General features: G+C 40.8%; 15 protein-coding genes and 2 pseudogenes. 3 read left to right on the top strand and 14 right to left on the bottom strand.

All coding sequences use genetic code 11. The annotated features are described in order from the left end of the window. Nucleotides 1-214 precede the first annotated feature (214 nt). The 11 genes and pseudogenes from AACQ81_RS06470 to AACQ81_RS06420 all read right to left on the bottom strand — a co-directional run bounded on the left by AACQ81_RS06470 (nt 215) and on the right by AACQ81_RS06420 (nt 12,894). On the bottom strand, nt 215-1,300 hold the full coding sequence (locus tag AACQ81_RS06470; protein ID WP_272903035.1) for a 3-deoxy-7-phosphoheptulonate synthase: 1,086 nt from the start codon (nt 1,298-1,300) through the stop codon (nt 215-217). Between the two features lie 748 nt (nt 1,301-2,048). Then, nucleotides 2,049-3,149 (bottom strand): phenazine antibiotic biosynthesis protein, encoded by a 1,101-nt coding sequence (locus tag AACQ81_RS06465; protein WP_237386671.1) that lies wholly within the window; start codon nt 3,147-3,149, stop codon nt 2,049-2,051. Further along, nucleotides 3,103-3,732 carry a pyridoxine 5'-phosphate oxidase C-terminal domain-containing protein gene (locus AACQ81_RS06460; protein WP_237386670.1) on the bottom strand — a complete coding sequence of 210 codons (630 nt, stop codon included), beginning with the start codon at nt 3,730-3,732 and terminating at the stop codon, nt 3,103-3,105. Before AACQ81_RS06460 ends, AACQ81_RS06465 begins: the two co-directional genes overlap by 47 nt. 44 nt (nt 3,733-3,776) lie before the next feature. Further along, a complete protein-coding gene (locus AACQ81_RS06455) occupies nt 3,777-4,628 on the bottom strand; it encodes a PhzF family phenazine biosynthesis protein (RefSeq protein ID WP_237386669.1) in 852 nt (283 codons plus the stop codon). Next, nucleotides 4,621-6,528: an anthranilate synthase family protein gene (locus tag AACQ81_RS06450; RefSeq protein WP_237386668.1), complete on the bottom strand. Its 1,908-nt coding sequence runs from the start codon at nt 6,526-6,528 to the stop codon at nt 4,621-4,623. The genes AACQ81_RS06455 and AACQ81_RS06450 overlap by 8 nt, the downstream gene beginning before the upstream one ends. Continuing rightward, nucleotides 6,521-7,150 (bottom strand): isochorismatase family protein, encoded by a 630-nt coding sequence (locus AACQ81_RS06445; RefSeq protein WP_237386667.1) that lies wholly within the window; start codon nt 7,148-7,150, stop codon nt 6,521-6,523. Before AACQ81_RS06445 ends, AACQ81_RS06450 begins: the two co-directional genes overlap by 8 nt. Nucleotides 7,151-7,290: 140 nt before the next feature. Continuing rightward, nucleotides 7,291-7,767 carry a PhzA/PhzB family protein gene (locus AACQ81_RS06440; protein ID WP_237386666.1) on the bottom strand — a complete coding sequence of 159 codons (477 nt, stop codon included), beginning with the start codon at nt 7,765-7,767 and terminating at the stop codon, nt 7,291-7,293. A gap of 996 nt (nt 7,768-8,763) precedes the next feature. Continuing rightward, nucleotides 8,764-8,892, bottom strand: a pseudogene (locus tag AACQ81_RS06435) (IS5/IS1182 family transposase); the annotation flags it as partial. 45 nt (nt 8,893-8,937) lie between these two features. Further along, nucleotides 8,938-9,804, bottom strand: coding sequence for a DUF817 domain-containing protein (locus tag AACQ81_RS06430; protein WP_237386665.1), 867 nt, complete (start codon nt 9,802-9,804; stop codon nt 8,938-8,940). A 126-nt stretch (nt 9,805-9,930) separates the two neighbouring features. Next, nucleotides 9,931-10,446, bottom strand: coding sequence for a sigma-70 family RNA polymerase sigma factor (locus AACQ81_RS06425; protein ID WP_237386664.1), 516 nt, complete (start codon nt 10,444-10,446; stop codon nt 9,931-9,933). 138 nt (nt 10,447-10,584) lie between these two features. Further along, nucleotides 10,585-12,894: pseudogene (locus AACQ81_RS06420) on the bottom strand (TonB-dependent hemoglobin/transferrin/lactoferrin family receptor). A 322-nt stretch (nt 12,895-13,216) separates the two neighbouring features. Between AACQ81_RS06420 and AACQ81_RS06415 the strand changes: the two are divergent. Continuing rightward, on the top strand, nt 13,217-13,738 hold the full coding sequence (locus AACQ81_RS06415) for a YtxH domain-containing protein (protein WP_237386663.1): 522 nt from the start codon (nt 13,217-13,219) through the stop codon (nt 13,736-13,738). A 184-nt stretch (nt 13,739-13,922) separates the two neighbouring features. Continuing rightward, nucleotides 13,923-14,360 (top strand): GNAT family N-acetyltransferase, encoded by a 438-nt coding sequence (locus AACQ81_RS06410; RefSeq protein ID WP_237386662.1) that lies wholly within the window; start codon nt 13,923-13,925, stop codon nt 14,358-14,360. Nucleotides 14,361-14,464: 104 nt separating this feature from the next. Here AACQ81_RS06410 and betA read toward each other — a convergent pair whose 3' ends face one another. From betA to betI, 3 genes are read right to left on the bottom strand one after another with little or no spacing between them, the layout of a single operon-like run. Then, nucleotides 14,465-16,150 (bottom strand): choline dehydrogenase, encoded by a 1,686-nt coding sequence (gene betA / locus AACQ81_RS06405; protein WP_237386661.1) that lies wholly within the window; start codon nt 16,148-16,150, stop codon nt 14,465-14,467. A 27-nt stretch (nt 16,151-16,177) separates the two neighbouring features. After that, on the bottom strand, nt 16,178-17,656 hold the full coding sequence (gene betB, locus AACQ81_RS06400) for a betaine-aldehyde dehydrogenase (protein WP_237386660.1): 1,479 nt from the start codon (nt 17,654-17,656) through the stop codon (nt 16,178-16,180). A 36-nt stretch (nt 17,657-17,692) separates the two neighbouring features. Next, a complete protein-coding gene (gene betI / locus AACQ81_RS06395; protein ID WP_237386659.1) occupies nt 17,693-18,289 on the bottom strand; it encodes a transcriptional regulator BetI in 597 nt (198 codons plus the stop codon). A gap of 210 nt (nt 18,290-18,499) precedes the next feature. Here betI and AACQ81_RS06390 point away from each other — a divergent pair, with 210 nt between their 5' ends. Further along, nucleotides 18,500-20,536: a choline transporter gene (locus AACQ81_RS06390; protein ID WP_237386658.1), complete on the top strand. Its 2,037-nt coding sequence runs from the start codon at nt 18,500-18,502 to the stop codon at nt 20,534-20,536. Nucleotides 20,537-20,539: the final 3 nt, after the last annotated feature.

The following is a 20,539-nucleotide window of genomic DNA, read 5'->3' as shown; positions in this document are numbered from 1 at the left end:
AGTTGTTGCAATGTTATTCGTTCAGGCTCAGAAAGTATTATCTTCGATTTCATAAGAACAGGCAGAAAGTCAGGTTATCGTGTTATCGATTATCACAGTAATGCAGATAATTTATCTGATTAACTTAATACCTCTTTCCCAAGGGAAGTAAGGGAATAAAGTAAGTATTTGTTTTTAAAGTTTTTCTGGTAATTTTATGTTCTGCGGATTCTCTCTAGCTGCCCATTGTTATAGTTTGTGTTTCGTTTTCCTTTTTCTTAATCCACTTGCATGTCAGCGTATCGTTCAGTGTTTGGTGAATTTGATGCAATAATCTCTCCGTTACCTCCCAACTAATACAACCATCAGTAACAGAAACGCCATACTCCATCTCACTGAGAAGTTGGTTTGGTGGCTGATTCCCTTCATTAAGATTACTTTCAATCATTAAACCAATGATGGCACTATTTCCATTGCATACTTGTGAGACAACAGATTCTACTACGATAGGTTGATAACAGTAATTTTTATGTGAGTTACCATGACTACAGTCCACGATAATTGCAGGTTTAAGCCCGGCATTCATCATCTCACTTTCACACTTAGCAATATCAGCCGGACTATAATTAGGCATTAAGCCACCGCGTAGAACAATATGTCCGTTTGGGTTCCCTTTTGTTTGTAATAAGCAAGCTAATCCTGTTTGACTAATACTGATAAAACGATGGGGCATTGCAGCTGCACGTATCGCATTAATTGCAGATGATAAACATCCATTGGTGCTGTTTTTAAAACCAACAGGCATAGATAGACCTGACGCGACTTCACGGTGGGTTTGAGATTCCGATGTACGAGCCCCAATCGCTGACCAACTAAATATATCTTCTAAGTACGGAGGATTATTCGGATCAAGTACTTCCGTCGCCAACGGTAAACCCAATTTTGCCAATTCAACTGATAGAGAACGTGCAACTTTTAGACCTTTTTCAATGTTAAATGAGTTATTCATATCAGGATCATTAATTAACCCTTTCCACCCAACAGTTGTGCGCGGTTTCTCAAAATAGACCCGCATGACAAGATAGAGCCTATCACTCACTTGATCTGATAGTGCTTTGAGATGACGGGCATACTCAATAGCTGCTTTTGGATCATGTATTGAGCAAGGCCCACATATTACTAATAAGCGAGGATCGCGGCCTGTAATAATATCTGTAATCATTTTTCTAAAATGATCTATCTCAGCTTTTTGTTGGACAGGAAGGGGGAATTCCGCTTTAAGTTGCTCTGGTGTTATTATGATATGTTCATTATTATTCATTTTATTTTCACCTTTTTGTATTATCGTAATCCTGTTTTAATGTGATTCAATCATTCTCCTATCGTATTTTTTAAATAAAGAGATTGATTTCATCATTTACTAATCAGTTATTTCCTGATGTAGAACCGATACTGTTAATTATGATTTAAATCAAGGTGATATAACCCATTTATTTTATATCGTATTTTTTATTCCGTATAATAATTAAATAAATTTTCCTAATATTTAGCGGTTACAACCTTGTCCGGTGTCACGCAAGAAAAGGTTTATTCTATTGTTTAGAGATGCTATTTAACAAAGTAACTATCAACAAAATATTTTATAATATCTTTCCAGAAAATTTAATTAACTCACTCTATTTAAGGTAAAGTCCATGCCAATAAACAGGTAAATGCTGTAACTGACACAATAAGAATCTATTCTTTTAGGTGTTTTTCACTATAACTCTCTATACCCATTGGATTTCAAGATGCAGCGCGACGGCAAGGAGCGAATCCCCTGGAGCATAGATAACTATGTGACCGGGGTGAGTGAGCGCAGCCAACAAAGCGGCAACTTGAAAGACGACAGGTATAGATAAAACAATAGATGGAAATAAGTAGCAATAATAATGAAAATAAATTAAACGTAATCAATACCATAGTACCAATTCAAGGGCACTATCCATTAGCAATGTGTCGGTTCAATATTTTGTTGGAATAACAAATTATTACTCAAATGATTTCATATTCATGCTTAGCCCCCGATTCTAATAAATTCCAGTTGCCTCAGTAACAATATCTGCCAGCCTGTCCCCAATTTGCCCGTCCCCGGGTAAGCGAATTGCTGTGTCTCTTTCTAAGACTCGAGGGTAAAAGGCATAATGGCTGAGATGAGAAACAACAACAGTTCCCCGCTGACCATATTCAACCGTTTCCAACGTATTGTGATCAACTACATCATAGGTAATAAATGGCGTAAAACTATTATATTCCACCCGAACACTGTCTGCTTTAATCAGCAACGACCGTGATACCCCTAATGCAGAAGTACTACCGTAGCTCGCACTAAATTCACATTCAGGTAATATCTCATTAGCAATAAACTTCACTTCATCAAGATTGATTTCTGTTCCGTCTAACGTAATTTGTGCTAGCGAACGTCTCATATAAGTAACCAACTCAGTTCTTTTCACTAGCTCATACAATACAGACGGAGTTGTCACAAGAAAACGGATATCCTGATTAAGCAGCGTATTTTCAATTTGATCGACCAGATGGGAAGAATAGCGGTAAACACAAGCCATATCGCCTGCATTGATGGATCGCTTAATCCAGCGTGGGTCAACATCAATCATAAAACAAAGGCCGCCCAACTTTTGTGCACGCACTTTATTGATAGCGCCTACGATATGTGGTCCAGAAGGGACGGCTGCCAGTGTATTGCCAACGGGCCTGTCTGGACGATCTTTATATGATGACATTCTCCAATCAATAAGTGTTTGAATCCATGCATCATAAGCTACAACATATTTTGGCTTCCCTGTTGTACCAGCACTTTCATACACAGAAACTTGTTGATCATGTTTCAACCCATGTGGCAGAAGATGCTGAATTGGAACAGTGTGAAGACGCTCCGAAATATCCGGGAATTTCCGTAAGTCATTAAACGTGTTAACGTCACGAATAGGATTAAACGGTAATTCCTGACGCATCGCCAACCAAAAATTTGTTCCCGTTTCTTCAGAAAAATGCCATTTCATAATCTCCTGAACAAAACGGTTGGGGTCCTGATTGGCTTGCACAGCAGTAAGCATCTTAATTTTATGGCTGTAATCGTTCGTTTTTCCACCCATTTTCGGTGCGTTCATAAACCAGTCTCTTATGTATACGGGACGCATCAACTGCCCAGAATTCACAACGCTCTATCATGAATTGATAAACAACAAAGCGCTTAGGTCGCGGTAATTTATTTTTTCCATCATATTTAGCGACTTCATTGAATAAGGCAGCGATATCCGTGAGAGGATCACTTTGATAAGACACCGTTGATACAGGGTCATAGGCCGGATCCCGCGCATTCCACACCGCATCAGCCACCTCATCGGGAACCAATATTGCTGACCCTGAAAGACTTAACTGGCGCCCTAACTCACGCCAATAGATATGGCAGCCAGCAGAGCCTGTTGAGTCAATATCCTGCCCCTTATGGCTGGAGCTGTGCGTCGCAAATAACAGCACATCACCATCAAAACGAACGGGAAACATCGTGCGCATCGAAATATCACCCTCAGCACTGCGTGTAGCAAGAGTATAGGCATCGGGTTCACGTACATCACCACTACGTGCACGTGCCAACCACTCCTTCATCACTATTTCTGGTGAGAGAGGAGGGTTATCATAATGCGGAAAAGGGACATCTAGCTGTCCAGTTAATGACTCGAGTCTCTTCATTTTTCGATTCCTTTAATACCTTTTAATCCGAGCCAACACTTTCATTAAAAACGCGCACTGCATTCTGAGAAATAGCAAACTTGCCCCGATAATTCAGTATGAGAAGCGAGGCCATTTTTGGATTTCACTTCGCCATACATCACACAACGACGATTAAGTAATATACCTTGTTCAATAACCACCTTTTCGTTCATCTGTAACTGCCTATATTTAATTAAGTGCTGTACTATCGGACCCACAACAGAGCCGGTTCCGGCATCTTCTGTCACACCATAAGCCGGAGAGAACATCCGATTTTCGACTTGTGTTCCTTGCCAGGAAAAGCAATTTACCGCTAAATCATCAAAATCGGCTAAAGCACGCTGATCGGGTTGAAGCCCATGCAATGTTGAAATACTGTCTACTGCGACTAATACATGCCGTGCTCCCGCATCATAGATTTCAACAGGCAGTTCTGCTTTTTCCAGACCTAGCGCGGTCAATAATTTTTTTTCTTCAACAAAAGGTTTATAACTCGCTAAGGGCACAGTAATTTTTACTTCACTCAGTACCTCGCTGTGATGTTCCACTGAAACAGGTACGGCTCCAAAATGCGTGTGGAAAACGAAGTGATTTAGGCCATGGCGACGGGAAAATGCACTTGCTGTTCCCATCAGTGGATGCCCTGCAAACGGTAGCTCATTGACAGGTGTGAAAATTCTCACCCGTGCATGACCATTTTCAGTTCGTTCACTGATAAATGTGGTTTCTGAGAGCTGTAGTTGACGGGCAATCGCTTGCATTACCGGTGCAGACAACACCTCACTATCGTGAAATACAGCAACAGGGTTCCCTTCCAGCGGTATATGGGTAAATGCATTCATTACGTTATAATTAATTACTATATTGTTAGGCATTTTCTCTGCTTCCTGAACATTGCGTTTGCAAAAGAGGTTTAACAAAACGGTCTAAAATCTCCAGCCCATCAATGGTCAGAAAAGACTCCAGATGGAATTGAACAGATGAGAACTGAGCATTGCTAATGGCATGTACTTGTTTACCATCATCAAAGTACAGGGTGATCCCTGCTTTATGCAGTTTGTTGATAGTTTGCTCATCCGCCTTGGCGCAAAATGTGTTGTAAAAACCAACACGTTCTTGTCGGTCACCAAGCCAAATCGTTTTCTGAATACCTTGATTGGGCGGTGATAAGCGAACAATCGGCAATCCCAATAATGCCGAGAGAATTTGGTGGCTAAGACATACCGCAAAAAAAGGGTATTCAGCTGTAATCATGCGCTGGATGACACTGCGCATGTCTGTAACACGCCTGTCGTGCTCATCAAGCGGGTTGCCTGGCCCGGGACCGGCGACAACAAGGTCATAAGGTTTAAAATCGACATCGTTGTGGACTTTCTCAACGAATGCGGTTGCACCAAGGGATACGAACAACGTTTTAAACATTGATGTGAACGTATCATTACCATCCAGAATCAATACCCGCTTTCCTCCGAAATGAGGTAAACAACGCATACGTTCGTCAGGTGCTGTTAGCCAGAAACGAGATACTCTTGCATTCCGGTTTATCAATGCATCAGATATGGCCGGAATATCGCTTAAGTTTTTCATCTTATTTTTATGCACATTCATGTTCAGGAGCCGATTTGTCTCTGGTAACATGGCGCTGTATAACGACTGTGCTTTACTACGGGTTTCATTTGCTTCATCAACGGGATTAGAATCTCGCACTATCGTTGCCCCCACGCTGATTTCAACATGTCCCTGAGGGGTAATTTCTGCAGTGCGAATCGCAATCGCCGAATCAAGCGATATCTGATCAGAGGAATGACTGACTAACGCAATAACACCACTGTAATAACGGCGTCCTTCTGGCTCATAACGCATAACGACATCACATGCGCTTTGTACCGGGCTGCCTATCACTGTCGGCGCAGGTAAGGTCTCACGCAGAATATCAGCAATCCCGGCATGACTTTCCCCGCGTAAAACGTATTCCGTGTGTGCGACATGGCTCAGTTGCTTCAATTTCAGTTCACTAACTTGTGCCCCTTTTTCACACAACTGAGACATCACTTTTAGCTCTTCATCTACAACCATGAAAAGTTCGTTGGTCTCTTTTTGACAGGAAAGAAAAGTTAATAATGACTCAACCGTTGGCCCATCAACGGGATACGGGTATGTGCCACTGATAGGGTTCATACTCACTTCACCCTCATTCAATGACGCATGTAATTCCGGGGAAACCCCAATAAATGCCTGCTCACCCGTATTGATTAAAAAGACCCAGTAAGCAGAAAATTCCATTTTCAATAAGCGTCGATAAAGGCTTAATAAATGTGCAGGCTCATACTCTGAAATCGTTGCGCGTAGCTTACGGTGCAGAACAAAGTTAGAACCGGCACCTTGGCCAATTTCATTTTCAATCAGGCGTGTTACTCTTTGGCCAAACTGTTTATCATTCAGATTGAAATGGACATTATCTACAGCAAAAGAAGCTTCAGGTAATTGTTCTACCAATGACGAAACTGAAATTTGCTGACGTGCAATGATAGGTAAACTTAGAATCGGCATCCCATCATCAACGGCTGAATAACCACGTTCAATCACTTGTCGAAAAGGCAGCAATAGCAACTTTTCTTTATAAAGCGGATCACGACTGACAGCATGTTCAATGGTGTCAGTTTTTCCTAAATGTAATTGAAAAATCTCAACCTCGCCTGAATTGACTGTTGGGCGATACAACAATGCAAAAGGTTGTTCAGGAGAAGAAATAATAGAAGATAAGAGATTACTCATAATCCACCACGTCCGCAGAGGTCAGTACTTGTGCACAATTGTCCGACATATAATTGACCGCATTTTGATGCCCTGCCTGAGTGAAATCAGCAAGGGCGTCGGCCACAATAAAAGGACGAATACCATGACTAAAGGCATCAATACTCGTGGCTTGAATACCAACGGAGGCATAGATACCCGTAATAATGAGTGAATCACACTGACGTTCACGTAACTTGTCAGCAAATTCAGATTGATAAAAAGCGCTATAACGCCACTTTGTCAGTATGACATCCTCTGGACTCGGAAAAAGCTCATCAATAATTCGCTGATCATCTTCCGTTGTACGCATACCCGGTCCCCATAAATCAACAAGTAACCCTCGTTGCTCCACTGTCATTCGCCCAGGCTGTGCACTATAAAAAACAGGGATACGGTTATCTCTGGCCCAACGTAATACTTTTGTTGTGGAATTAATCAAATTGATTACTAGTTTATTAGGTAAAGCATTCACAAAATAACGCTGCATATCATGAATCAATAAAGCACACGTTTCTTTCTTTATTTTCCAATTTAAAGGTTGATGAGAGGGAATATGAATGCTGTCTATGTTATAGGACTCAGATTTTAATGTTCTGCTCATTTTATTAACTTGCCTTTTAATTATTACCTAAGAGCATGACTCAGAAAAAGAACTGAATTGATTTTAATTAACTACTATATAAATAATAGTAGTTAATTATTTTAAATATTTTACTCAGAGAATCATTAATTAATGAAAATTTAAGTGGGGATTCCTTGGCGATTTATTTTTGGCACAATAATATCAAGTGCTTTGAGCTGATTAATAGGGTTCATAAATTCCCGGTTACGTATGATAAGCCCATCACGTAATTCAAAAGAATGAATAAAATGATTTTCATAGTAACGTTCAGGATAATTAGGGAAACGAATAACACCATGGCCATCACACTCAACCCAAATATGATTAGGGTTGTCAGTAGTGAAAATTTTGATATTGTACCATTCCCAGTCGGGAAAACATTGAAGCGACCAGTGGGCATGGCGTTCTAATTTCTCAATACCCCGTATAATAATTGGTTCACCCGTTTCTGTGGTCCAGAGCCCACCTTCTGCATCTTCTGCAAAAAGTTCATGTCTTTTTAAGCGTGCTTCACCCTTGGTTAATTCCAAATACTTCTCTACAATCTTACGATTTTTTTCGCGAATCTGATCAAACTCATCATTATACTTTATCATAAAGAACCTATTGAAATAGTAAGTTGAAAATAGCCAGAATCTTTATTAACCAGATGGCAATTTCGATCTGACCTAGATCTAGTAATAATGCGGCTTTTGGAACATATGAAATAGATATAAACTACCATCTAATTAATATTGTTGAACAATAAGTAGGCTCAAAATGCAATATTATTGTAGATGGTTAAATAATAAATAATAAATAATAAAAGACAAATATATTATGAAAAAATTGTCTATTACTCCCTGTTTTACAATTTTATAAGTAATTATAATCTCGTCATTTTTTACCCAATCATTAGATTTATTATCGTGATTGTTATGAAAATTTATCACATGAAATATATTTTATTTTAAAATGAAAGTATATTTAAGATTTTTGTAATTAATGAAAATTCTGTTGTTCCTTTTAAGGATGGTTCATGTTTTTAGTCCTGAAGTAATATTGGTACATTGAATGATATGAATAATTCTTTGTCATAGAGATAAGAAAAAATAATAAACTTTTGTAAATTGCATAGACATTTACGACTGAATAAAATTTAAAAATCATTATGAAATATAGGATAACTGCCTAATTAATTTCGTATTTTTTAATCTAATGGGAAAATACGAATAATATAACCAAGCGTAGGTTAGTAAAGACAGGATCTGTTTTGAATAAAAATTTGTAGAAAACGGTTGCACGTTCAATATCAGAAAAATAGCCAGTTGCAAATTGGCAGTCATTGGAACAAAAGTCGTACCACACATAAAAAACCTCGAATTTAACAAAGTATCGATGTCAGAATTATCGGTATAATTAGTAATGTACACACAACTAAGGAGATAAATACTGATAAAACAATGTGTTATAAAGGATCTTACTGCTAGTAAAACCTTATTTTAACAAAACATTAAACTTATTAAAACAAAAATGCAAGGGGTTTTTTGTTATAGATAAGTTCGGGGTTGTTGATGTTTTATGTTCATAAATCAATCAACCCACATAGGTAATCAGATAATGATAAATGCCAGTGCTGACATGCTGGCATAATTTCGTTCTAATTTATCATATCTCGTTGTTATAGAACAAAAATGTTTGATTATGGCAAACGCATTCTCCACTAAATGTCGGTGATAATATCGCTTCATACTGTTATGCATGAGTGAGAAAGAGACATTACTAAATTAACGGGAAATGGCTACATTCGCTTTGATATGTTTAAGGTGAACTACAATCGTAAAGGTAACCACCACCAATAATGACCATGCTCCCCATTTTCCCGCATGAACAACAGACCAAGCGCCTAATTGATGTGGGTATTGCCAGATCCCAAAGAAAGTCCCGAAGTTTTCCGCCAGCCAAATAAAAAAACCAATTAGTATAAAAGCAAGTAATAGTGGCATTTTGCGTTCTTTATCCAACGGAGTATAAAAAACAGTACCACGAGCATACAAACCGAAAATAAAAGCAGTTAAGTACCCGCGATAATCATCAATATAATGATGACTAAAGAAGTTGATATAAATGGCCAATGCCACCAGTGTTGCCATCCAATACGGTGGGTAATGCTCAATACGTACCTTAAAAAAGCGCCATGATTGTATAATGTAGCTCCCCACAGCCGCATACATAAAACCTGTAAATAGCGGGACTCCCCAAAGTTTAGTAAACGCAGCGTCAGGATATTGCCATGAACTGATAGATGCTGATGTTTTAAATAGCTCCATTATGAAGCCGACTAAGTGGAAGACACAGATCGCTTTCAATTCATCCCATGTTTCGAGTTTTGACCATATTAGTAATGCTTGAAAGGCCACTGCAAATACGAATAGTACATCATAACGTGGTATGCCTATGATGCCTTTTGCCGGAACCAAAAATAAAGCCAAAAAAAAGAAACCAGCAAATAAGCACGAGCGTGCATTAATCAATCCAAAGAAAAGAAACTCTAAGATAAATCGCTTAATACCCTTGCTGCTATTGGGATTGTGAGCCATTAATAAGTTATCAACTTTACGCAGAATATTCAGTTTTTGGCTCATACTTTCCATTTAATTAACCTGTTGGTATTATTTTCCGTCAACTCACTACGATAATGTTTATTTCACGCCGCGAATTCTAACAGGATTTTAATAACCATTCACCAGTACCTATTCTGCTGCCGGAGCATTGATTTATTACAGGAGAAAAAGAGGGGAGCACTTCTTATGGGCTTGCTGTAAGTAGGTTTTTACCGAACTTATTGAAACACCGAGGTCTTCCGCTACATCTTTATAACGCATCCCTTGAAGTTGGGTCAGCAAAAATGCCAGCCGAACTTTTGTCGGAAGTTCATCAAGAGTTTTATCTATACTGTCTAACTGTTCTAACAGTAAAAACTGATACTCAGAAGAAATTGATGAGATTTTCGGGACTGTACTCACATATTTCAGATAATTGTCTTCAAGTTTTTTCCTGCGGTAATGATTAGAGATGGTTCTGCGGGCTATCGTCATTAAAAAGGCTTTTGGCTGGCAGAGATTGGTGAGATCTGACGACTGCATCAGTTTGATGAAAATTTCATGAGCGAGATCTTCGGCATGATTTGAATAAGCACTGTTTTTTCTGATCCAGCAGCATAACCAAGAGTAATAATCGGAATAGAGTTGTCGGGCAATTTCATTATGCCCAAGTGTGTGTTTTTGCACCGTCATGATTATATTGCCTAGTAGGAGGGGTAAGGGTGATGATAATAATAATTATTTGTATTTAATGGAGGGAAGTCAACGCCACATTTCAGATCTAACCCCCTTAATTTTTAAGAGGGTTAGGGATTAAGTAGTTAAATGCAGTTAGAATTGCTGCGAAATACTGAGCTTGTAATTACGGCCAATACCGGAAACTGCTTCTCCTAAGTAAGGATAATAACCACGATTGAACAAATTATCGACGGTGATACGTGCTTCAAAACCATTCATGAAAGTAGGATGCCAGCTCGCAAACAGGCCGTGCAAGGCATAACCTTTACTTTTAGGTAATGCCCAATATCCAGCCATTGGATCATCATCCACAGGTGAGCGATCTTGTTTGCGGACAAATTCTCCTTTCCATCCCATCTCCATCTGCAATTGTGGGATTTTGAAACCTAGCATGGCATGGACAGAGGTCGGCGGAATTTCCGTAAACCAGGTTTTATGGCCTATCCATGGGTCTCGCATAGAAGTATCACGCTGGCCGCGGATAGTAGAGAAAGATAATTTCCCGAATAGTTTGCTGCTGTTGTAGAAGGTTTCAATTTCCAGACCTTCGATGGTATATCCCGGCAAATTGCGGTAGTTTGACAGGTTTTTTTCACATGAACTGCTGGAGCCACTGTCAGTTTGAACTTTACAGTAAATCCCTCGTCTTTTGAAGATTTCATCCTTACCACGGTTATGGAATAAAGTGGTACGAATTTGCAGGCTGTCATCCTCAAACATCAGATTATCGAAATCAAGAATTGCGCCGAATCGTACTCCTGTCATCCTTTCAACATCAAGGTTACGGCTGGAGCCAGTGAGGCTGGTGAGAACTGATTGAACCTCATATTGTTCATCAACCAATGGTGCCCGCCATGTACGGCTGATATCTGCAAACAGGGAAATATTTTTGCTGGCTTGCCACATTACGCCCAAATGAGGCGACCAGCCAGTATAAGTTACACTGCGGTAGTCATGGTTTGCTTCAGGTGATTTGTTGTTAAATCTCGGTGCCTTATTCTCTTCACCAGTATTTTTGATATGGTCGTAGCGGACACCTGGAATTACAGTTACACGCCCCAGTTTCAAAGAATCCTTAATATATAAGCTGTAAGCTTGCTGACTACCGGCTGGCATATAGCTAGGTTGATAATAGCCATAATTGTACTCTGCTTCATTTTTCTTCCCCCTGTCAAACATTAAAATATCGCTATCCTTTTTATGCCAACGTGTTCCCAGCAATAATTCATGCTCGATTATGCCTGTTGAGAATACACTCTTATTCTGGATTTCCGCGCTATTATCGATGTAATTAACCCAGCTTTTATTGCCCATTAATCCGCTGAAAGTATTAGCAGCATTTTCCGCACGGCTATCGTCTTGTTTGGTTTTGGAATACCCATAAGTCATCGTCAGATTTAGCCACCGATTGTCCTCTGGCGCGATATTCCACTTAGCTGTGTAGTTTTGATCAACTTGTTCACGGAAGACCAGTTTCCTTTTCCATGCATCATCCTAGCCATATTTTTTTACCTCGGCAGCCGATGGAACTACCATTCCATCTCGTTTAGCTGCCCATGGTTGCCAACCATCCGCTTCGGAACGCATAGCAGACAGGCTTATGGTATGGGTATCATTGGGGTAGAAGTTGGTTTTTAATAAATAAGATGTTTGGTCGTTGTGTGAAAACTCAAAACGAGTACCATCAGGGCGTTTAATATTATGACCATCGCGCTTACTCACATAGAGTAACCCATCTGCAAAACCATCAGGATCTCTGCCAAACAGGGCACCACTGCTGATCCATTGTCTGTCATTGGTGTGATAGCTTTGTTTGATCAAGCCTCCCCAGTTTTCATCAGGCCTCAGCAAATCATTGGCATCCTTGGTGACAATTTTAACAGATCCACCAAATCCACCATTACCATTCAGTAAATTGTGCGGCCCTTTATCAATATCTATGCGTTTAACTAACTCTGGCTCAATAAAGATAGAACCCTGACGATATTTCTGGAAACCTTTTGGGGCATCATCCAGCGTGATTTTTACATCTTCATTTGCCCCCATCCCCCAAATGTTTAATGTTTGCCCGCCAGGACGCGGAGATCCTGACATCGAAACACCCGGCAGTTGATCGAGCAATTGAGCAATGTTATCAGCTTGTGTCCGGTCAATATCAGCCTTTTTAAGTACTGAACTGCCCGCATCATTGCTATTGTATAAACTTTCCACAACAGAAAGTGTGGATAATTTCATCACCTCACTTTTCTTTTCAGGTTCTTGCTCAGTTGAATTTGCAGTAGCGTAAACCGAGCCGGAAAATACAGCACCTAGCACTAATGTTCCTGAGACTGTGCTGGTTAAAATTTTCTGAATCACGGTTACAAGTGGGCGTTTTTCCAATTTTTGACTATTATTTGCCATAAATTTCCTGAAATATGATCAAGTAAAATATTTTCATTGTTATAAGTCATCTGAGAAACTAAATCGGGCAAACAAAAATGAGAATTATTTTTATTTGTGGATTTTGTTAAGCAGTACGGTGATAGCTTTTATACCCAACCAACAAAGCTAGCAGCTTGGAAGACGACGGGTATATTCTATAAATTGTGTGATCTTTATTCATTGCAGTTGATTGAAATAATTGTTTATTTCGTTTCACCTTCTCAATCGCTGACTATGTCAGCAATGAGATCAAAGTGCTTATTACTTAAGTTAAATTTCTGTAAGTACAAGGGGTTAGTCAATGAAGAAGAAAATTTTTGGTTCTTTGATAGTGGCTGGTTTCGTAACACTGATTGTGGGTTGTGATGATGCGTCGAAAAAAGCCGAAGATGTTGCTCAGCAAGCTGAAGAAAGTGCAGTACAAATGAAAAAGGATGATGAACAAAAAGCGACGAGTGTGATGGATAGAACAAAAGAAAAATCACATGATATTAAGGAAAATACTCAGCATGAAAGCCACGGCATGGTTGATAAGTCTAAGGATGCGCATGGCGGAATCAGTAATTCTGTCAGCGACATTGCCGATCAGGCGAAGTCAAAAATGGCTGATATGCAAAATGAAGCCGCTAAGACAGCAAATGATCTGATGGATAATGTGAAATCGAAAGCCGGAGAAATAAAAGATCAGGCTACTGACAAGCTTAATCATCTTTCAGATGGAATAAAATCGAAGACGGAAGATATAAAGTCTGAGGCCGATAAAAAAACGGATGATTTGACCAATAGTCTGAAAAGTAAGGATGATAAAAAAGATGAAGATTAATTTATCAATGTGATCTCCTGTCAGTATGAAAAATGATTTAATATTGGAAGGGTGATCTGAAAAGATCACCCTTATCCTTACATAAATTAAGCTAAATATTCTTTTTATTACCCTAACTTGACTTAATCTATCCATTTAAACATAGGTCAGGGTTTACTCTGAGAACCACATTCAGGACATAATAATGAAAATAAAACACAGCTTAGGAAGACAGAATTCTGAAGTAATTCAGCAAGCATTCGACATCCGCAAACAGGTATTTACGGATGAACAGGGATTTGCGGCTGAGATTGATATTGATGAGTATGATGATATTGCTCTGCATGTAGTGATATATGATGATGAAAAGCCGATTGGTGTATTACGGGCAATTCTGATGGACAATAATATGCTTAAAGTCGGTCGTGTTGCGATATTAAAGGGTTATCGTGGTCGGGGAATTGGTCGTAACATCGTGGAGTTTATTGAAGATTATGGGCGCAAAAATAACATTACGACTATTAGTTTATCCTCACAATGTCATGCTCAACCATTTTATGAAAGCCTGGGTTATCAAGCCCATGGTGAAATTTATTTGGAAGAGGGCGCGGAACATATCTTTATGACATTGGATTTGGTCTAAGTTAGTTGAATATCAATACGGGAAAAAATGACGATGTAAAAAATATTACAATATATTTCAATTTTCCCGTATTGATGGTTTATCACATTTTTATGTGAATAAATTTATTGGTGATTATTTTTCGTCAATTGACGAACTGGCGTGTCATTGGCAATGTAATATTTCGCCTGACTACGTGGCAGGGGGGCAATTCCCCGAATTCTATCGGCGATTTTTTCTGCCATCATAATTGTTGTGGCGTTCAAATTTCCGGTAATGATGCTTGGCATAATAGAAGCATCAATAACACGTAAATTCTTAACGCCGTGTACACGCCCTTGACCATCCACAACAGCCATTTCGTCTGTTCCCATTTTGCAGCTGCTTGATGGATGGAATGCCGTTTCGGCATGTTCGCGAATAAACGCATCCAACTGTTCATCTGTCTGAATTTCAGCACCCGGACTGATTTCTCGTCCACAGTAGGGAGAGAGCGCGGGTTGTGCCATGATTTCCCGTGTTATGCGAATAGCATCGCGGAATTCCTGCCAATCTTGCTCCGCAGACATATAATTGAACAAAATACTGGGATGCTGACGTGGACACCGTGACTTAATTTTCACTCGGCCACGGCTTGGGGAACGCATAGAACCGACGTGAGCCTGAAAGCCATGCTGATTGACGGCATTGCTGCCATTGTAATTAACAGCAACAGGCAGGAAGTGAAATTGAATATTCGGCCAGGCAAATTTTTCACTGGTACGAATAAAACCACCCGCTTCAAATTGATTGCTGGCACCAATACCCGTGCCTTTGAATAACCACTCAGCCCCAATCTGAGGTTGGTTATACCATTTTAAGGCAGGGTAAAGAGAGATGGGTTTGATGCATTCATACTGTAAATACATTTCAAGGTGATCTTGCAGGTTCTGACCGACTCCCGGTAATACTTGTACAACCGGAATGCCAAGTTCGTTCAAGATTTTTTCAGAACCAATACCTGAGCGTTGCAAAATCTGTGGGGAAGCGATGGCTCCGGCACAAAGTAAAACTTCTTTACGAGCTTTGGCTTTCATCACAGTAGCGCTATTACCCCGATAAAAATCAACGCCAACTGCTGTTTTTCCTTCAAATTTGAGGATATCAGTTAAGGCATGGGTAATGATTGTGAGATTAGCCCGAGATCGTGCTTGATCCAGATAGCCACGAGCGGTGCTGGCCCGACGCCCATTAAGGGTGACAGTGCGATCCATTGGACCAAAACCTTCTTGCTGATAACCATTGAGATCATCAGTACGTGGGTAACCTGCTTGGATACCCGCTTCGACCATAGCGTGAAAAAGTTCATTATTTCCCGGCTTGGGCGTTGTGACACTGACAGGCCCTTCACCACCGTGATAGTCATTTGCGCCGATATCCCGTGATTCAGCTTTGCAAAAATAGGGGAGGCAATCAAGATAAGTCCAGTCTTCCAGCCCTGGCTGCATCGCCCAATTGTCAAAGTCCAGTGCATTGCCACGGATATAGCACATACCGTTAATCAGTGAAGAACCACCAAGCCCTTTTCCGCGACCGCATTCCATGCGTCGATTATTCATATGAGGTTCAGGATCGGTTTCATAAGCCCAGTTATAACGGGTTCCCTGCAAGGGATATGCCAGTGCAGCCGGCATTTGAGTGCGGAAATCGAATCGGTAATCCGGCCCGCCAGCTTCCAACAGCAGGACAGTCACATTGGGATCTTCCGTCAGACGAGTTGCAAGCACATTACCCGCTGAACCAGCACCGATAATAATGTAGTCAAATACCATTGTTATCTCCTCTGTTTCAGTTATGGATTAAAATAGGGATTCAAAATCGCCCAGTTCCACCTGTATTGATTTAGTCTGTGTGTAATGTTGCAGTGTCATCAGCCCATTTTCACGACCAACACCAGAATGTTTATAACCGCCCACAGGCACGGTAGCCGGAGATTCACCCCACGTATTGATCCAACAAATTCCGGCTTCCAGTTGATGGATGACCCGGTGTGCACGAGAAAGATCTTTTGTCACTAATCCGGCACCTAAGCCGTAATTGGTGTTATTGGCTCGCATGATAACTTCATCTTCCGTTTCATAAGTCAGGATACACATGACAGGGCCAAAGATTTCTTCCCGTACAATCAGCATGTCATCAGTACAATCACTGAATACCGTTGGTGCAACAAATGCGCCTTTTGCCAGTTCGCCTTCCTGTATGCGTTCACCACCACAGAGCAAGCGGGCATCAGTGTTTTTGCCACTGTTGATATAGCGTAAAACAGATTCCATATGCGGGAAGCTGACCAGAGGGCCAAAATTGGTGTTGAAATCAAGAGGTGAACCAATGCGAATACGTTTAACTCGCTCAAGAATTTTGGCTTCAAATTGTGAGAGCATGGCTTTGGGAATAAAAACGCGTGTTCCGTTAGTACAAACCTGACCTGAACTGAAAAAGTTTGCCATCATCGCAATATCAGCTGCGCGATCCAGATCTGCATCATCAAAGATAATCAGAGGGGACTTGCCACCCAGCTCCATTGTGACTTCTTTTAAGGTGGAACTGGACGCATTTGCCATGACTTTTTTGCCGGTGACTGTGCCGCCGGTAAAAGATACCTTGGCAATTTTCGGATGGATTGCCAGATAGTGCCCTGCTTCATGACCTGCGCCAGTCAGGACGTTAAACACGCCATCAGGCAAACCGGCTGCGGTATAAATTTCAGCTAATTTTAGAGCAGTGAGAGAAGTGAATTCACTGGGTTTGAAAATCATTGCATTACCGGCAGCCAGTGCGGGTGCAGATTTCCAAAGAGCGATTTGAATAGGGTAGTTCCATGCACCAATGCCTGCCACAACACCCAGTGGCTCTCGACGTGTATATACAAAAGATGATTCACGCAATGGAATTTGCTGCCCTTCAAGGGCAGGGATTAAACCTGCATAATATTCCAATACATCAGCACCAGAAGCAATATCAAGTTGCCGGGTTTCAGAAAGTGGTTTCCCTGTATCCAGTGTTTCCAGTTCAGCCAGTTCATCATTGCGCTCACGCAAAATATTCACTGCCTTGAGTAAGATCCGGGAACGTTCCACTGCTGTCATGGCTGCCCAAATTTTCTGTCCTTGAAGAGCACTCTGGACAGCCAGATCAACATCCTGCTCTGTTGCGGACTGAAATTGAGCAATAATCCCGCCATTAGTGGGATTGATTGCATCAAAGGTCTTGATGTCAGGGGTGATGCTATCAACATAAGCACCATGGATATAAAGTTTCTGTAATCCAAAATGGGTCATAGATTCTCCTTAAGAGCCTATCCATAAGGTTTGAACTCAGGTCATACCAGATGTACTGAGTTTCTGTTTGATGTAATCGATAGTGATTTTAAATGCCCCTTCAATGTCAAAGGGCTTGCTGCTTAATGCACTTCTTAACCAAATACCGTCAATCAATGCTGCAAGTCCCTGAGCCGCCAGCCGTGCTTCTGCTTTGGGAAGAGCGCGCCTAAATTCAACACAGATATTAGAATACAAGCGGCGTTCATTAACTTGTTGTAAACGATACAGTTTGGGCTGGTGAATGCTGCTTGCCCAAAATGCCAACCAGGTTTTCATTGCCGCATTGCTGATTTGGCTGGGATCAAAGTTCCCTTCGACAATCGCTTTTAGCCGCTGCGCGGGAGTTGCGTTGTCAAGCAGACGTAATCGACGTGCTACTGCCATGCCCAGTTGATTCAGCAGATAACGCATGGTGGCTTCCAGTAGCCCATTTTTATCTTTGAAGTAGTGGCTGATAATTCCGTTGGAAACGCCTGCTTTTCGGGCTATTTGCGCAATACTGGCTTCCTGCATTCCAACTTCATTGACAACGGTTAATGTCGCATCAATGAGTTGCTGTTTTCTTATCGACTGCATTCCAATTTTGGGCATTATCTTAGGCTCAGAAAATCAATCATTAGGCGGGTATTAAACTTTTTTTTAATTGAATGTTCAATCAAAATTAAATATGTTTTATTACAATATTTTTACAATGTGAAATCTAAATTATTAAATGTAATTTAAAATTTAATTTTAATTCATATGGTTATACCCGTTATTCTTTTTCTGTTTTTCTACACTCATTAATTTCAGGAACTGCCTATGAACACACAAGACAGTCCAAAAAACACTCAGAAGGACATACTAAATTCTGTCGTTTTTTTCTTCTCGGCTGGACTAATTATTATTTTTTCTCTATTCACGATTTTCTTTACTGATGCGACAAGTATCTGGATAAAAAATACGCTGAATTGGGTTTCTAAAACCTTTGGTTGGTACTATTTGCTTGCTGCGACGCTTTACATCGTATTTGTCGTTTTTGTTGCTGCTTCCCGTTTTGGCTCCATCAAATTGGGACCAGAGCAATCCAAGCCGGAATTTAGCCTGCTTAGTTGGGCCGCCATGCTGTTTGCTGCCGGGATAGGTATTGATTTGATGTTTTTCTCGGTGGCAGAACCTGTGACGCAATATATGCGACCACCAACGGGTCAAGGAGAAACGATAGAAGCAGCCCGTCAGGCGATGGTGTGGACGCTGTTCCACTATGGCCTGACGGGCTGGTCTATGTATGCCTTGATGGGCATTGCGTTGGGGTATTTTAGTTATCGTTACAATTTGCCCCTGACCATTCGTTCAGCACTTTATCCCATTTTTGGTGATCGCATAAAAGGTCCTATTGGTCATGCCGTGGATATTGCGGCAGTGATAGGAACTATTTTTGGGATTGCAACCACGTTGGGAATTGGGGTGGTGCAGTTGAATTACGGCCTGAAAGTGCTTTTCGGATTACCGCAAGGCTTGGGCGTTCAGGGCGGTTTGATATTGTTGTCCGTGGTGATGGCAATTATTTCTGTGACTTCTGGTGTGCATAAAGGGATTCGTTTTCTGTCCGAATTGAATGTACTGCTGGCTCTGGGACTTGTCTTGTTTATCTTGTTTGTGGGCGATACCGAGTTCCTGCTCAACGGATTGGTGCAGAATGTTGGAGATTATATTAGCCGATTCATGGGAATGACGCTGAATAGCTTTGCATTTGAACGTCCGACTGAATGGATGAATAGTTGGACGCTATTTTTCTGGGCATGGTGGGTGGCTTGGTCGCCGTTTGTTGGATTGTTCCTGGCACGTATTTCCCGTGGCAGAACCATTCGTCAATTTGTTATGGGAACATTGGTTATTCCATTTGTTTTTACCCTGTTATGGCTTTCGATTTTTGGTAACAGTGTGTTGTATGAAATCCTTCACGGTAATCGTCAGTTGGCTGAAACTGTGCTGCAACATCCAGAACAAGGTTTTTATGGTTTGTTGGCACTTTATCCTGCCTTCACGTTCAGTGCATCGGTTGCCACAATCACGGGATTGCTGTTTTATGTGACATCAGCAGATTCGGGTTCATTGGTCTTGGGTAATTTCACGTCCAATCTCAGTGATATCAATAATGATGCCCCTAATTGGTTAAGAGTCTTCTGGTCTATAGCTATTGGGGTATTAACATTAGGTATATTAATGACTGATGGCATTTCTGCTTTGCAAAATATGACAGTTATAATGGGGTTGCCTTTTAGTTTTGTGATCTTCTTTGTGATGGCAGGGTTATATAAATCTTTGCGGGTAGAAGATTTCCGCAAAGCCAGTTCATTGCAAAATACGTCACCTACTCTCGTACATGACAATGGTTCTTTGAATTGGAAGCAGCGTTTAAGCCGCATGATGCATTTTCCGGGGACAAAAAACACACAACGAATGTTAGATATGGTGTGTCGCCCAGCCATGTTGGAAGTCGCGAAAGAATTAGTGGTGAGTGGTGCAAGGGTTCAGTTTAATGCTTTGCCCCCGAAAGAAGACAAGCGATTGAATCCACTTGAGTTGATTGTTGATTTGGGAGATGAACAGAATTTTGTTTATCAAATCTGGCCGCAACGTTACTCAGTACCCGGGTTTACCTATCGGGCAAGGTTGGGTAAATCCTATTATTATCGATTAGAAACATTTCTGATGGAAGGAACTCAGGGAAATGATTTAATGGATTACACAAAAGAGCAGATTATCAGTGACATTCTTGACCATTATGAAAAACACCTGAACTTTATTCATCTGAATAGGGAATCTCCGGGACAGACATTGATATTTCCGAGCTAAAAG

Source organism: Xenorhabdus sp. Sc-CR9 (assembly GCF_963897815.1).
Taxonomy (GTDB): Bacteria; Pseudomonadota; Gammaproteobacteria; order Enterobacterales; family Enterobacteriaceae; genus Xenorhabdus.
This window is presented reverse-complemented; position numbering and strand designations above follow the sequence as displayed.

Coding starts and splice junctions, on each gene's coding strand:
- AACQ81_RS06470 (WP_272903035.1), bottom strand. CDS start 1,300: ATGAATAATAATGAACATATCATAATAACACCAGAGCAACTTAAAGCG.
- AACQ81_RS06465 (WP_237386671.1), bottom strand. CDS start 3,149: ATGAACGCACCGAAAATGGGTGGAAAAACGAACGATTACAGCCATAAA.
- AACQ81_RS06460 (WP_237386670.1), bottom strand. CDS start 3,732: ATGAAGAGACTCGAGTCATTAACTGGACAGCTAGATGTCCCTTTTCCG.
- AACQ81_RS06455 (WP_237386669.1), bottom strand. CDS start 4,628: ATGCCTAACAATATAGTAATTAATTATAACGTAATGAATGCATTTACC.
- AACQ81_RS06450 (WP_237386668.1), bottom strand. CDS start 6,528: ATGAGTAATCTCTTATCTTCTATTATTTCTTCTCCTGAACAACCTTTT.
- AACQ81_RS06445 (WP_237386667.1), bottom strand. CDS start 7,150: ATGAGCAGAACATTAAAATCTGAGTCCTATAACATAGACAGCATTCAT.
- AACQ81_RS06440 (WP_237386666.1), bottom strand. CDS start 7,767: ATGATAAAGTATAATGATGAGTTTGATCAGATTCGCGAAAAAAATCGT.
- AACQ81_RS06430 (WP_237386665.1), bottom strand. CDS start 9,804: ATGGAAAGTATGAGCCAAAAACTGAATATTCTGCGTAAAGTTGATAAC.
- AACQ81_RS06425 (WP_237386664.1), bottom strand. CDS start 10,446: ATGACGGTGCAAAAACACACACTTGGGCATAATGAAATTGCCCGACAA.
- AACQ81_RS06415 (WP_237386663.1), top strand. CDS start 13,217: ATGAAGAAGAAAATTTTTGGTTCTTTGATAGTGGCTGGTTTCGTAACA.
- AACQ81_RS06410 (WP_237386662.1), top strand. CDS start 13,923: ATGAAAATAAAACACAGCTTAGGAAGACAGAATTCTGAAGTAATTCAG.
- betA (WP_237386661.1), bottom strand. CDS start 16,150: ATGGTATTTGACTACATTATTATCGGTGCTGGTTCAGCGGGTAATGTG.
- betB (WP_237386660.1), bottom strand. CDS start 17,656: ATGACCCATTTTGGATTACAGAAACTTTATATCCATGGTGCTTATGTT.
- betI (WP_237386659.1), bottom strand. CDS start 18,289: ATGCCCAAAATTGGAATGCAGTCGATAAGAAAACAGCAACTCATTGAT.
- AACQ81_RS06390 (WP_237386658.1), top strand. CDS start 18,500: ATGAACACACAAGACAGTCCAAAAAACACTCAGAAGGACATACTAAAT.